This window comes from Rugamonas rivuli, from assembly GCF_009380165.1.
In the GTDB taxonomy this organism is placed as follows: domain Bacteria; phylum Pseudomonadota; class Gammaproteobacteria; order Burkholderiales; family Burkholderiaceae_D; genus Rugamonas; species Rugamonas rivuli.
This window is the reverse complement of record NZ_WHUF01000008.1, coordinates 106,512-120,267: the sequence shown is the minus strand read 5'-3', so window position 1 is coordinate 120,267 and position 13,756 is coordinate 106,512. Positions and strand designations below refer to the sequence as shown.

General features: G+C 66.7%; 13 protein-coding genes. 4 read left to right on the top strand and 9 right to left on the bottom strand.

Features of this window, described 5'->3' with window-relative positions:
- Positions 1-2 precede the first annotated feature (2 nt).
- Genes GEV01_RS25910 through GEV01_RS25900 form a run of 3 tightly spaced genes read right to left on the bottom strand, consistent with a single transcriptional unit; the run spans position 3 to position 2,153 of the window.
- Positions 3-680, bottom strand: a complete 678-nt coding sequence (locus GEV01_RS25910) for a MotA/TolQ/ExbB proton channel family protein (protein WP_152808541.1) — start codon at positions 678-680, stop codon at positions 3-5.
- Positions 680-1,486 (bottom strand): 4-hydroxy-tetrahydrodipicolinate reductase, encoded by an 807-nt coding sequence (gene dapB / locus GEV01_RS25905; RefSeq protein WP_152808539.1) that lies wholly within the window; start codon positions 1,484-1,486, stop codon positions 680-682. Before dapB ends, GEV01_RS25910 begins: the two co-directional genes overlap by 1 nt.
- A 16-nt stretch (positions 1,487-1,502) precedes the next feature.
- Positions 1,503-2,153, bottom strand: a complete 651-nt coding sequence (locus GEV01_RS25900; protein WP_152808537.1) for an outer membrane protein assembly factor BamE — start codon at positions 2,151-2,153, stop codon at positions 1,503-1,505.
- Between the two features lie 269 nt (positions 2,154-2,422).
- Here GEV01_RS25900 and fur point away from each other — a divergent pair, with 269 nt between their 5' ends.
- Positions 2,423-2,851, top strand: a complete 429-nt coding sequence (gene fur / locus GEV01_RS25895; RefSeq protein WP_008452832.1) for a ferric iron uptake transcriptional regulator — start codon at positions 2,423-2,425, stop codon at positions 2,849-2,851.
- A gap of 23 nt (positions 2,852-2,874) precedes the next feature.
- Here the strand turns inward: fur and hrcA are convergent, their stop codons facing one another.
- Positions 2,875-3,891, bottom strand: coding sequence for a heat-inducible transcriptional repressor HrcA (gene hrcA, locus GEV01_RS25890; RefSeq protein WP_175023226.1), 1,017 nt, complete (start codon positions 3,889-3,891; stop codon positions 2,875-2,877).
- A 68-nt stretch (positions 3,892-3,959) separates the two neighbouring features.
- Complete coding sequence (locus tag GEV01_RS25885; RefSeq protein ID WP_152808535.1) at positions 3,960-4,667, bottom strand: HAD family hydrolase; 708 nt, start codon at positions 4,665-4,667, stop codon at positions 3,960-3,962.
- 96 nt (positions 4,668-4,763) lie between these two features.
- Between GEV01_RS25885 and GEV01_RS25880 the strand changes: the two genes are divergently transcribed.
- The 3 genes from GEV01_RS25880 (at position 4,764) to GEV01_RS25870 (ending at position 7,697) form a co-directional block, all read left to right on the top strand.
- Complete coding sequence (locus GEV01_RS25880; protein ID WP_328595624.1) at positions 4,764-6,206, top strand: metallophosphoesterase; 1,443 nt, start codon at positions 4,764-4,766, stop codon at positions 6,204-6,206.
- Between the two features lie 155 nt (positions 6,207-6,361).
- Entirely contained in the window at positions 6,362-6,994 is a 633-nt protein-coding gene (locus GEV01_RS25875; protein ID WP_152808533.1) for a hypothetical protein, read from the top strand.
- Positions 6,995-7,052: 58 nt separating this feature from the next.
- On the top strand, positions 7,053-7,697 hold the full coding sequence (locus GEV01_RS25870; RefSeq protein ID WP_152808531.1) for a hypothetical protein: 645 nt from the start codon (positions 7,053-7,055) through the stop codon (positions 7,695-7,697).
- Positions 7,698-7,950: 253 nt separating this feature from the next.
- On the opposite strand, the gene rsmA is transcribed toward GEV01_RS25870, so the two are convergent.
- The 4 genes from rsmA to GEV01_RS25850 all read right to left on the bottom strand — a co-directional run bounded on the left by rsmA (position 7,951) and on the right by GEV01_RS25850 (position 13,694).
- Positions 7,951-8,727, bottom strand: coding sequence for a 16S rRNA (adenine(1518)-N(6)/adenine(1519)-N(6))-dimethyltransferase RsmA (rsmA, locus tag GEV01_RS25865; protein WP_152808529.1), 777 nt, complete (start codon positions 8,725-8,727; stop codon positions 7,951-7,953).
- Positions 8,728-8,738: 11 nt separating this feature from the next.
- Positions 8,739-9,857 (bottom strand): 4-hydroxythreonine-4-phosphate dehydrogenase PdxA, encoded by a 1,119-nt coding sequence (pdxA, locus tag GEV01_RS25860; protein WP_328595623.1) that lies wholly within the window; start codon positions 9,855-9,857, stop codon positions 8,739-8,741.
- A gap of 18 nt (positions 9,858-9,875) precedes the next feature.
- Positions 9,876-11,345 carry a peptidylprolyl isomerase gene (locus GEV01_RS25855; protein WP_152808527.1) on the bottom strand — a complete coding sequence of 490 codons (1,470 nt, stop codon included), beginning with the start codon at positions 11,343-11,345 and terminating at the stop codon, positions 9,876-9,878.
- 87 nt (positions 11,346-11,432) lie between these two features.
- On the bottom strand, positions 11,433-13,694 hold the full coding sequence (locus tag GEV01_RS25850) for an LPS-assembly protein LptD (RefSeq protein ID WP_175023224.1): 2,262 nt from the start codon (positions 13,692-13,694) through the stop codon (positions 11,433-11,435).
- Positions 13,695-13,756: the final 62 nt, after the last annotated feature.

Sequence of the window (13,756 nt, the reverse complement as noted above, 5' to 3'; positions counted from 1 at the left end):
CCTTACTTGGCCGCACGCTCGCCCGTGGTCAGGTAGGCGTGCAGGTCGTGCGCGAAGGCGTCCAGTTCGGCCAGGGTCAGCCGGTTGACGCGGTTGAATCCGTTATACGCCAGTACGGCGGGAATCGCCACCGTCAGGCCGATGGCGGTCATGATCAGCGCCTCGCCCACCGGGCCGGCCACTTTGTCGATCTGCACCGTGCCGTTGGCCGATACATTGGCCAGCGCATGGTAAATGCCCCACACGGTGCCCAGCAGGCCGACAAACGGCGCGGTGGCGCCGATCGACGCCAGCAGGGTCAGTCCGCCTTCGAGGCGGTTGGTGGAAGCCTGGATCGCCACGCGCAGCACGCGCGTGACCTGGGCCGCGTGGCCCATGGCGCCGCCCAGCGACGGACGGCCGGCGGCTTGCAATTGCGCGGCGCCCTGCTGCGCCAGCGGCAGGAAGACTTGCTCGGGGTCGGCCAGCGTCAGCGCGGCGACGCCGTCCTGCATCGACGGCGCCTCCCAGAACGCCTGCACGGCCGGCGCGCTGCGGCGGATGCGCCACGCGGCCCAAGCCTTGGACAAGATGAAGAACCAGCTCACCAGCGACATCGCCAGCAGCACCAGCGCCACCAGGTGGCTGATGGTGTCGCCCTGTTCCCAGTAGCTGGCCAGGGTGAAGTGGTTGGGCATCATCAGTTCAGCGCCAGCACGTCGTTCATGTCGTACAGGCCGGTCGCCTTGTCGGCCAGGAAGCGGCAGGCGCGCAGCGAGCCGTGGGCGTAGGTCACGCGGCTGCTGGACTTGTGGCTGATCTCGATGCGCTCGCCGGTGCCGGCGAACAGCACGGTGTGGTCGCCGACGATGTCGCCGCCACGGATGGTGGCGAAGCCGATCGACGACGGGTCGCGCTCGCCGGTCACGCCTTCGCGCGCGTAGACGGCGCAATCCTTCAAATCGCGGCCCAGCGCGTCGGCCAGCACTTCGCCCATCTTCAGCGCGGTGCCGGACGGCGCGTCGACCTTGTGGCGGTGGTGGGCTTCGATCACTTCGATGTCGTAGCCGGTCGACAGCGCCTTGGCCGCCTGTTGCAGCAGCTTGAGCGTGACGTTGACGCCGACGCTGAAGTTGGGCGAGAACACGATGGCGGTTTTCTTGGCCGCTTCGGCGATGGCCGCCTTGCCCGCTTCATCGAAGCCGGTGGTGCCGATGATCATCTTGATGCCGTGCTCGGCGCAATACGCCAGGTGCTCCAGCGTGCCTTCGGGACGGGTGAAGTCGATCAGGAACTGGGCGCCGGCCAGGCCCTTGGCCAGTTCCGCTTCGACCGGCACGCCGGCCGGCTTGCCGAGGAAGGCGGCAGCGTCGCTGCCGATGTTGGCCGAGCCTGCGCGGTCCAGCGCGCCGGACAGGCGCGCGTCCGGCGCGTCCTGCACCGCTTCGATCAGGATGCGGCCCATGCGGCCGCCGGCGCCGGCGATGGCGATGTTCAGGTCTGTCATGCTTCTGTCCTCGTGCTTATTTCTTGTCGTTGTTCACCGTGATGCCCACCGGCGAGGCGGCGGCGTTGTCGCTGCCGGCCGGGATAGTCGCGGTATTGCCGACCGGGCGCGCGTCCGGCGTGTTCAAGTCTTTCTTGACCTTGGGCGCCGGGCCGGCGATGCGGGCGATGTAGTCTTTTTCGGTCGGCAGGTTGCCGCCTTCCCAGCGCGCTACCTTGCCTTCCTTGTCGAAGAACACGATCACGCGGCTGGTGGTGATTTCGCCGTTGCCCTTGGCCATGCGGAAGGCGTAGTCCCAGCGGTCGGCGTGGAAGGGGTCGGCCAGCAGCGCGGTGCCGAAGATGAAGCGCACCTGCTCGCGCGTCATGCCGAGCTTAAGCTGGGTCAGCATTTCCTCGGAGACGAAGTTGCCCTGCTGGATGTCCGGACGATACGGCGAGAAGAACCACATGAACTTCTGGAACTTGGTGATGGTGGTGGTTTGCGCGCCTTTGTTGGCGTCCAGCGTGGTGCCGGTTTCTTTCACTTCGGTCGATTTCTCGCCCAGCGTGGTGTTGGATGCACAGCCGCCCGCGGCCAGCGCGACGCAAACAGCGCCGGCGAGCAAGGGCGCGCGGCGGGTGAAACGGTGCAACAAAGACTGCGATAAAGCCTGGGTGACGCGCATGGTTGTCCTCAATCTGATCGAGCGGAAGTGCCGAAAAACGCTATATCATAAAGCACAAGGTGCGACATGGGGCTGCGCGGGCACTCCGGGAGAGAGCATTATCCAGCAAATCGGCAACTATGTCCTTGTTTTATAAAGATTAATTGTAAAACATTGCAAATGTAAATTTCACGCGGGGCGCCGCCGTCGGGGAAGGAAAGGTGCGGTGGCAGCCGGAGTGCGTTAAACTGTGGCCTAGCTATCGCCAACCACTTCAAAGAGTCTCCACCATGGGCAACAATCCGACCGACCTGAAGGCCAGCGGCCTCAAAGCCACGCTGCCACGCCTCAAAATCCTGGACATCTTCCAGAACAGCGAGGTACGCCACCTGACCGCCGAGGATGTCTACAAGATCCTGCTGGCCGACAATATGGATGTGGGTCTGGCCACCGTGTACCGGGTGCTGACCCAGTTCGAGCAGGCCGGCCTGCTCAACCGCAACCACTTCGAAACGGGCAAGGCCATTTTCGAACTGAACGAGGGTTCGCACCACGACCACCTGGTGTGCCTCGATTGCGGCCGCGTGGAAGAATTCTTCGACGAGGAAATCGAAAGCCGCCAGCAACTGGTGGCCAAGGAGCGCGGCTTCAAGATCGCCGAGCATGCGCTGGCGATCTACGGCAACTGTACCAAGACCGCCTGCCCGCACCGGCCATAAAAAAAGCCCCGTCGGGGCTTTTTTTAATTGTGGCTCAAGGCATTCGATAGCAGCTTGGCCGTGATGTCGACGATCGGTATCACCCGCTCGTAAGCCATGCGCGTCGGGCCGATCACGCCCAGCGTGCCGACGATCTTGCCGTTGGCCGTGTACGGCGCCGTCACCACGCTCATCTCGTCCATCGGCACCAGGCTCGATTCGCCGCCGATGTAGATCTGCACGCCGCTGGCCTTGCTCGACACGTCGAGCAGCTGCATCAGTCCCGTCTTCTGCTCGAACATGTCGAACATCTGCCGCAGCGACGTCATGTTCGACGACAGGTCGCTGACCGACAGCAGGTTGCGCTCGCCCGCGATGACCATGTCGTCCGAATTGTCCGCCATCGCCTCGCTGCCGGCCTCCACCGCCGCCTGCATCAGCCGGCCCATGTCGTCGCGCAGCTGGCGCACCTCGTTCTGCAAGCGCGTGTGCACTTCGTCGAAGGCCAGGCCGCCGTAGTTCTGGTTGATGTAGTTGGCCGACTGCACCAGCTGCGCCGGGCTATAGTCGGCATCGGTCAGCAGCAGGCGGTTCTGCACGTCGCCGGTCGGGCCGACGATCACCAGCAGGATGCGCTTCTCGCCCAGCCGCAGGAACTCGATCTGCTGGAACACCGATTCGCGCCGCGGGCTCAGCACCACGCCGGCGAACTGCGACAGCGACGACAGCATCTGCGCCGCGTTGGAAATCATTTTCTGCGGCTGCGGCGCCTGCAGCCGCATGCGGCCTTCGACCGATTGCTCGTCCAGGTGCTGCACGGTCAGCAGCGTGTCGACGAAGATGCGGTAGCCGCGCGGCGTCGGCACCCGGCCGGCCGAGGTGTGGGGACTGGCGACGTAGCCCAGCTCCTCCAGGTCGGCCATGATGTTGCGGATGGTCGCCGGCGACAGGTCCAGGCCGGAAATCTTGGACAGGGCGCGCGAGCCCACCGGCTGGCCGTCCGCGATGTAGCGTTCGACTAAGGCCTTGAGCAAGGTTTGTGCGCGGGTATCGAGTTGCATGGTCATTTACTAATGGTAGTTCCGCTTATTATGCACGCTCTGCGGGCGCAGGGGGCCGCCGCGTGGCGTCAATGCTGCATTTGCCCGCGCACCCAGGCCAGAAGTTCGTCAAAACCGGCACAGATGGCGTCCGGCGCGATGCCCGCCTCCAGGTGCGCGGCGCTGCCGTTCCGGTTCATCCACACCGCCCGCAGGCCGGCGTTCTGCGCGCCCTGCACGTCCAGCCGCAGGTCGTCGCCGACGTAGACGGCGTCCGCCGGCGCCACGCCCATCGCCTCGCAGGCGGCCAGGAAGATGGACGGGTCGGGCTTGGCGCGGCCGAAGCGCGACGAGGCCAGCACGGTGTCGAAATGGTGGTGCAGGCCGATGACTTCAAGGTCGGCGTTGCCGTTGGTGATCACGCCCAGCCGCAGCATGCCGTGCAGCGCGGCCAGCCCGGCCGCGACGTCGTCGAACGGCGTGACGGCGTTGCGGCGCTCGTGGAAGTGGTGCATGGCGCCGTCGATGTGGGCGGCGTCGGCGCCGGCTTCGGCGAAGGCTTGTTCCAGCGCCACGCGGCGCAGCTGGTACAAGTCGACCACCAGTTCCGGCCGCTGTTCCAGCAGCGCCATGCGGCGGGCCCGCAGCTCGGCCACGCTGTAGCGCTGCGTCACCTCGGGCGCGTGCTCGGCCAGCCAGGCGTGCCAGCTGGTTTCCGCCGCCGCGATCACCGGGCCGATCGGCCACAGGGTATCGTCGAGATCGAACAGCAGGGCTAGCGGGCGGCGTGGGGTCATGGCGGGCAACTCGTAATGTGGAATCCACGTATTGTCGCACCGATCGCCGCCGGGCGAGGGCATGGTAAATTACCGGATTGCCCTGCTGGAGACCCCGTGCCCTTTTCCTTGCCCCTGCGCCGGCCGTCGCGCCGCGCGCCCCTGCTGCCTGCCTCCCTGATTGCCGCCTCGCTTGCCGCCCTGCTGGCCGGCTGCGCCACCGTCGGCCAGCCGCCCGCCTTTTCCTCGTATGTGGTGCTGGGCGAGCACGGCGCCGCCGTGGCGCGCGTGCTGATCGCCGCCCCCGCCTGCCCCGACATCGTCATCGACCAGCGCCCGCGGCCGATGGCGCTGCGCGCCCCGGCCGCCACCGTGCCGCTGCGGCCGACGCCGTCGGCCCCGGCCGATTCCAAGCCGGCCGCCTTCCCGCTGCTGACCTGCGAGGCGCAATTGCCGGCCGCCGGCAGCTACGCCGGCGCCAGCGTGCTGGGCCGGGCGCTGCCCGTGCCGGCCGCCGCGCCGCAGCGCATCGTCGTCATCGGCGACACCGGCTGCCGCCTGCAAAAGAACAGCAACAGCTACCAGGCCTGCAACCGCGAGGCCGACTATCCGTTCGCCGCCATCGCGGCCGCCGCCGCCGCGTGGCGCCCGGAACTGGTGATCCACGTCGGCGACTACCACTATCGCGAAAACGCCTGCCCCGAGGGCAACGCCGGTTGCGCCGGCAGCCCCTGGGGCTACGGCTGGGACGCCTGGAACGCCGACTTCTTCGCGCCCGGCGCGGCGCTGCTACAAGCGGCGCCGTGGGTCATGGCGCGCGGCAACCATGAAAACTGCGCGCGCGGCGGCCAGGGCTACTGGCGCCTGCTCGATCCGCGCCCGCTGCTGCCCGGCCGCGACTGCAACGCCGCCGACGACGACGCCACCGGCAACTACAGCGCGCCCTACGCCGTGCCCATCGGCCAGGACACCCAGCTGCTGGTGATGGACACCGCCAACACCACCTGGAAGGGCTTGAAGCCGGGCGATCTCGGTTACGACAAGTACCGCGAGCTGTACCGCCAGGTCGAGGCGCTGGCTGGCCAGGCGCCGCGCAACATCGGCATCGACCACCACCCGCTGCTGGGCATGGGCGCCGACCGCAAGGCCGACGGCGCCATCGTGCTGCTGCCGGGCGACGCCGGCTTGCAGCAAGCCTTCGGCTCGCTCAATCCGCAGCTGCTGCCGGCCGGCATACAGGCGATGCTGTCCGGCCACGTACACCTGTGGGAGCAGGTCAGCTTTGCCAGCGGCCACCCCAGCCAGTTCATCTCCGGCTTTTCCGGCACCGCCGAGGACACCGTGCCGTTGCCGGAACGCTTGCCGGACGGCGTGACGCCGGCCCCGGGCGCGGTGGTCGAGCAGTTCAGCTCCTGGGTCGACGGCTTCGGCTTCATGACCATGGAGCGCCAGGGCGCCGAGCGCTGGCTGGTGCAGGTGCACGATCTGCAGGGCCGGGTGCGCAATACCTGCCAGCTCGACGGCAAGCGTTCGCGCTGCGCGCTGGCACAGGTCAAATGAGCGGCGGCGCCGGCCCGGCGGCGCTGCAAGTGTCACAAGCTGTTACATCGCTTAGCGGCCCCGGTGTTACCAAATGCACTAAAATACGGCCCATTCCGTGTAATATGCTGCACCCGAGTGTTGCCGGCCCCTATTCGTTTTGGAGAGAGATTTTTATGAAAAGTTCGTATCTGCGTCCGGGCCTGGCCCTGCTGTGCGCCGCCCTGCTGAACGCCTGCGGCGGCGGCAACAACGGCAACCTGCTGCTGTCGGGCACCGTCGTCGGCCTGGCCAAGCCTGATCTGGTGCTGATCAACAATAAGACCGGCGAAAAACTGCCGGTGGCCGCCAACGGTGGCAGCAATGTCACCTTCACGTTCACCAAGCTGATCGCGGTCGACGAAGCATACGATGTGCAGATTGTCAGCGGTCCGACCGGCGCCAAGTGCGAGGCGGTCAACGGCAGCAACGTCGGCAAGGCCAACGCCTACACCGCCTATCCGATCACCTTCAAATGCGTCACCAACCCCTATACGCTGGGCGGCACCGTGAGCGGCCTGGGCCTGCGCTCCTCGGGCTTGGTGCTGGCCAATGGCTCCGACCTGGTCAGTGTGCAGCCGCCAGCCACCGCCGGCGCCAACGTCAACTTTACCTTCTCGAAGGTCGGCGACGGTTCGCCGTACGGCGTGACCATTCTGTCCCAGCCCGTGGACCAGGACACCAAGCGGCCCCAGGTCTGCACGGTCGCCAACGGCATCGGCAACATGCCTGCCGGCGACTTCCTCGGCGTCACCGTCAGCTGCATATAATTCCCGGGCCGGCCATCGCGCGATGGCCGGCCTGCCCCGCCTCTTTTTGGAGTAATAGATGAAATTTTCGACTTTGAGCGCCGTTGCGGCGCTGATGCTGGCCGCCGCGCTGTCCGCCTGCGGCGGCAAGGCCCAATTCGCCGTACAGGGCACGATTTCCGGCCTGAGCAATCCCGGCCTGGTGCTGGCCAACGGCAGCGACACGCTGACCGTGCAGCCCGGCGCCACGTCGTTCACGATGCCGCGGCAGATTCCTTACGGTACCGAGTACAACATCACCGTGCAGCACGATCCCGACCACCAGACTTGCAACGTGATGGCGGGCGCCTCCGGCTCGGCCGGCCATACGATTTCGATCGCCGCGCAAGTGCTCTGCCAGCAGAAGACTTACAACGTCAGCGGCCAGTTCGTCGGCCTGTTCGCCAACAATGACGCCACCGCCACCACCGCCGCCACGCCGCGCATCGTGGTGCTGACCAATGGTTCGACCGGCGGCACGGTATCGGTGTCGAGCGCCAGCGCCCTCGACTTCACGCTGGGCAAGGGTAACTTCCAGTTCGCCAACCCGGTGCCGGACGGCATCGCCTACGGCGTGACCATCCTGTCGCAGCCGGCCGACCTGAATTGCAGCCTGACCGGCGGCACCGGCGTGATCAACGGCGCCGACGCCAGCAACCTGTTGCTGAGCTGCAAACCGAAGTAATCAGGAGCAAGGCGCCGCGCACCGTGCGCGGCGCGGCGGAAGTGGGGAGAGTTATGCGATATCGTGATGTTCGATATTCGAAAAATAAACTTGCGTTATATGCCGCGACGCAGCATACTTGACTTGTCTCCTCCACTTCTTGCAAAGGAATTGGATTCAGCCCGCTTTCACCAGCGGGCTTTTTTTTGCCCGCGAAAAAGCGCACCGCCGGGTTCGTGTCGGGGTCTGACCCCGACACGGGCTCGGCAGGCGCTTACTGCGGCTTGAGCAGGTTGGCCAGCGCGACGTACTCGGCCAGGCCCACCGCTTCCGGACGGTCGGTCGGCTTGATGCCGGCGGCGACGATCTGCTCTTCGGTGAACATGCCGGCCAGGCAGTTGCGGATCACCTTGCGGCGCTGCGAGAACGCCTTCAACACCACCGCCTCCAGCGTGGCGCCGTCGCACGGCAGCGGGTTGGCGACCGGGATCATGCGCACGATGGCCGACTCCACCTTCGGCGGCGGATCGAACGCTTCCGGCGGCACCACGAACAGCAGCTGCATGTCATAGCGCCACTGCAGCATCACCGACAGGCGGCCGTAGGTCTTGCTGCCCGGCTCGGCCACCATGCGCTCCACCACTTCCTTTTGCAGCATGAAATGCTGGTCCTGCACCTGCGGCGCAAAGTCCGCCAGGTGGAATAGCAGCGGGCTGGAGATGTTGTACGGCAGGTTGCCGACGATGCGCAGCTTCTGCCCGGCCGGCACCGGGATGCTGCCGAAGTCGAACTTCAGCGCGTCGCCGGCGTGGATGGTCAGCTTGGCCGGGTTGTAGGTCTTTTCCAGGCGCGCCACCAGGTCGCGGTCCAGCTCGACCACATGCATCATCTTCAGCGTGCGCATCAGCTGCTCGGTCATGGCGCCCAGGCCGGGGCCGATTTCGACCATGGCGTCGTCCGGCGCCGGGGAGATGGCTTCGGTGATGCTGGAGAGGACGTATTTATCGTGTAAAAAGTTTTGGCCGAAGCGTTTGCGGGCGACGTGTTTCATAGTGGTTCTTCTTATTGGGAGGATGAGGAGGAGGCGGCCACGGCGTCGGCCATGGCCACGGCGGTGGCGATCGCGGCTTCCATGCTGCCGCAGTCGGCCAGGCCCAGGCCTGGGCCTTGCGCCGCCAGGTCCAGCGCGGTGCCGTGGTCGACCGAGGTGCGTATCAGCGGCAGGCCCAGCGTGATGTTGACGCCCTCGCCGAAGGTGGCGTACTTCAGCACCGGCAAGCCCTGGTCGTGGTACATGGCCAGCACGCAGTCGGCGTCGCGCAGGTATTTGGGCTGGAACAGGGTGTCGGCCGGATACGGGCCGGAGGCGGCGATGCCGCGCGCCTGCGCCGCCGCGATGGCCGGCGCGATGACGTCGATATCCTCGCGCCCCAGGTAGCCGCCCTCGCCCGCGTGCGGGTTCAGGCCGCACAGCAGGATGCGCGGGGCGGCGATGCCGAACTTGGTTTTCAAGTCATGGTCGATGATGTCGAGCGTGCGCCCCAGGCCGTCACGGGTCAGCGCGGCGGCGACATCCTTCAGCGCCAGGTGGGTGGTGGCCAGCGCCACCCGCAGCGGCGGCGGCACCGGCTTGCCGGCCGGCGCCAGCGGCTGGCCGGCCAGCAGCATCACCACTTGCGCGGTGCCGGTGCGGTCGGCGAAATATTCGGTGTGGCCGGAGAACGGCACGCCGGCGTCGTTGATGGTGCTCTTCTGCAGCGGCGCCGTCACCACCGCCTCGAACCAGCCGGCCTGCACGCCCTCGATGGCGGCGTCCAGCGTGGCCAGCACGCTGCGGCCGTTTTCCTTGTCCAGCTGGCCCGGCACGACGTGGGCCGCCAGCGGGATGTCGATCACGCACAGGCGCTCCGGCCCGAACCGCGGCAGGCCGCCGTTGCGCAGCGCCTGCAGCGACAGCGCCGCCACCTTGATGTCCGGATCGATGGTGCTGGCCGTCATGGCCAGGAAGGCGGCGTCGCCCAGCAGCACGCAATTGACCTCGTGGCGGCGGGCCCAGGCGGCGCGCAGCGAAATCTCCGGGCCGATGCCGGCCGGCTCGCCGACGGTGACGGCGATGGCCGGGCGGCCGGCGCGGTGGACGGGACGCAGCGCGCTGCGCCCGGTGTGTAAAGTGGCGCTCACGCGTGGTCCCCTTGATGATTACTTGGCGGCGGCGGCGCCGTCTTCGGTGCGGAACTCGACGTAGGCGCGGTCGCGCACTTCGCGCTGCCAGCTTTCCGCCGCTTCCTCGACCTTGCGCTCGCGGATGGCCTGGCGCGCATTGGTGCGCTCACGCTCTTTCGAGACGTCGTCGCTCTTGCGCTCCAGCACTTCGATCAGGTGCAGGCCGAAGCTGGTTTCCACCGGCTGGCTCACTTCGCCGATCTTCAGGTTGTTCATCGCCGCCTCGAATTCCGGCGTGACGTCGCCCGGCGCCAGCCAGCCCAGGTCGCCGCCCTTGGCGGCCGAACCGTCATTGGAGACCAGCCGCGCCAGGTCTTCGAACTTGGCGGCGTTGTTGTCCAGGCGTTCCTTCAGTTCGGCCAGCTTGCGCTTGGCGTCGGCCGCGCTCATGGTCGGCGTCACCTTGATCAGGATGTGGCGGGCGTGGGTCTGCTGCACGGCGGCCACGGCTTGCGCCTCGGCCAGGCTGCGGCGGTCGACCGCCTTCAGGATGTGGAACGCGCCCACGCTCTTGATGATCGGCGTCACCTGGCCAGGCTTGAGCTTGGTCAGCGCTTCGGCGAACACCGGCGGCAGGCGCTCGGGCTGGCGCCAGCCGACCACGCCGCCCTGCAGGGCGTCGCTGGCGTCCGAATAGGTGGCGGCCATCTTGGCGAAGTCGGCGCCGGTGCGCAGCTGGCGCATCACTTCCTCGGCGCGCGCGCGGCGCTGGGCGATCACTTCGGCGGTGGCGTTGTCGGGGATGCGCACCATGATCTGCGAAATGTTGATCTCGAACTGCTCGGCGGCGGCGGCCTTCTCGGCGGCCAGGAAGCTGTCCACCTCGGCTTCGGAGATCTGGATCTTGGCGTCGACTTCATGCTCGCGCAGGCGCTGCATGATGATCTCTTCGCGGATATCTTCGCGGAAGGCGGCGTACGGCGTGCCATCCTTTTCCATCTGGTTGCGCAAGTCCTGCACCGACAGCTTCTGCGCTTCGGCGATGCGGCCGATGGCGCGGTCGAGCTGCTGGTCGTCGACCCGCACGCCCATTTCCTTGGCCATCTGCAGCTGGGCGCGTTCGACGATCATGCGCTCGAGCAGCTGGCGGCGCAGGTCGGCCGGGTCCGGCATCTGCACGTTCTGCGCCTTCATGCGGGCGGTCACGCTCTTGATGCGGTTGCTCAGCTCGCGCTGGGTGATGACGTCGTCGTTGACCACCACCACGATGGAATCGATCGCCACATTGCCCGATTCGCCAGGCGGCAGGAAACCCTTGCCGTCGGACTTGGCGCTGGCGGCGGTAGCCGGCGTGGTGTTCAGTGCGGCGCCGGCGGCCGGCGCCGGGGCGGCGGCAACGGCGGGCGCGGCGGCCGGGGCCGGAGCAGGCTTCTTCGAAAACAGGCTGCAGCCGCCGAGGGCGGTGGTGCACAGCAGGACGGCCAGAATTTTCATTTCGAACTTCATCTTAAGAACGCTCATGAGTCAGGTGTAAAAAATCAAAAAACGCCCGCTGCCCTGGTACGGCGGCGGCGGACGCCGGTGTGGCTGGCTTTAGCGGCCGTAGCCCTCGTTCAAACGCTGATAACCGGGGATGCTGTTCTTCATCGCCTCCAGCGGGCTGCCCACGCCCAGGTGCGACAGGCCGTTCAACTCCAGCTGGAAGAAGATCGGCGTCGACGCCTTGGTCGAGGTGGTCACGAAGCGCTGCGCGCCCATGCGGAACACCCAGCAGTCGGCGTTGTATTCCAGCCCGACCAGGCTTTCCAGGATCTTCTTGTCCTGCATCGAGTAGCTGACCCGGCCGACGCCGTACCAGCGCTGGAAGATCGGCCACTGGCTCGACACTTCCAAGTTCTTGAAGCTGCCGCGCAGGTAGCGGTAGCCCAGGTTGAGCACCTTCTTCTGGCCCGGCATCCATTGCGCGGTATAGCTTTCCGACACCACGCGGCGCTGGCTGGGGCTGTACTGCACGGCGCTGTCGAAGCCCCAGGTTTCGGAGATGCGGCCGGTCGCGGCCAGCAGCATGTCCGAGCGCGAGTCGACCACCGGCGTCGTCGAGGCCAGCTGCACGCGCTGGTCGCGGAAATAAAAGCGCTGGCCGAACGCCAGGCGCAGCGTCTCGGCGCCGGCCGCGTCCAGGAAGCGCGACACCAGCGCCGCCGTCAGCTGGTTGGCGTCGCCGATGCGGTCCGAGCCGACGAAGCGGTTTTCGCTGAAGATCTGGCTGAAGTTGAAGGTGGCGGCGTCGGTGTCGAAGGTCGGGAACTGGCTCTGGTCGCGGTACGGCGTGTTGACGTAGAACAGGCGCGGCTCCAGCGTCTGCGTCACGTCCTTGCCGCCGATCTTGGTGTCGCGCTCGAACACCAGGCCCGAGTCCAGCGAGAAGGTCGGCACCGCGCGCGACAGGTTGTCCGACTTTTGCGTGCCGAAGCTGTCGAGCTGGTAGCTGCCCAGGTTGACCATCACCTTGGGCGTGATGAAGTAGCTGGGGCCGACGATCGGGTAGCTCACCTGCGGGATCGCCACCAGGCGCGTGCCGTTGATCAGGGTCGGGTGGTAGAAGCGGGTCAGCTCGCTGTCGACGGCCCAGTCGAAGCCGCCGGCCACGTCGTACTGGGCGGCGTGGAAGTTGATCGCCGGCAGGCGGTCGTAGGGGCGCGACACGAACAGCGACTTGTCGACCACCGATTCCGGATCTTGCAGCACCTGGTATTTCTGCACGCGCGCGGTCAGCGTCCAGAAGTCGCCGTGGTAGTCGGTGCGCAGCTCGCGCAGCAGCTGGCGCTCGGTCGAGCTCGATACGGTCTTGGAGAAATCGTTAGGATAGTTGTTGTCCGAGGCGGCGCGGATGCTCCAGCCGTAGGACCAGTCCTTGGACAATTCCTGCGCGTGGGTGGACTTGATGGTCCAGCGGTCGGTCGAGCCGCCCGGCGTGGTCGGCACGTACTGCTTGTCGTGCGGCAGGTACTCGACATAGGTTTCGCCCTGGTACAGGCCGCCGTCGGTCTGGCCCAGGTAGCGGCCGTTGGCGCCCAGCTGGAAGCCGCGCCGCGGGATGATCTTCGGGTACACCGTCAAGTCGCGGTTGGGCGCGATGTTGAAGTAGTAGGGCACGGTCAGCTCGGCCGCGCCCTTGGAGCCGAAGCCCGGCATCGGCGACAGCCAGCCGGAGCGGCGCGCGCCCGACAGCGAGAACGACAGCGCCGGCGTGCCGAGAATGGGCACGTCCTTGAAATAAATGATGGTCTTGCCGGCCGTGCCGACGTCGCGGCCGGAATCGAGGTTCAAGGTGTTCGAGCGCAGGTACCAGTCCGGCGTCGGCCCTTGGCAGGTGCTGTAGGTGCCGTTGACCACGACAGCCTCGTCTTCGTTGATGAAGTTGATGCGCTCGGCCTTGCCCTGGGCGTGGTTGGCTTCCAGGCGGTAGGTCGGGTTCAGCATATAACCCTGGCCGCTGTCCATGTTCAGCTTGAGCTCGTCGCCGGTGAAATAGTCGCCGAAGCGCCAGATCTTGACGTTGCCCTTGGCCTCGACCTCGTCCTCGACCTGGCGGTAGCAGGCGGTATCGGCCTTGACGCGGGTCTTATCCTTGAGCAGCTCGGCATCCCGCTCCAGCGTGATTTCACGCTCGGGGCGGCCGCTGATGTCCTCGGCCTGGATGGTGGTGACGGCGTTCTTGTCCTCCACCCGCGGCGCGCGCGCCTTCGGCGGCAAGCTCTGGGCGTGGGTCGGCGCTGCCGTCACGGCGGCGATGGCAGTCAGGGCAAACGCCCAGCGTTGCGTGGTGGTGGGGGGGGCCGGAAGCCAGCGCATGCGACTCATGAAAAGAAGGGATGAAACACCATGACAGGCGATTTTTTGATTTGAATCCCTTA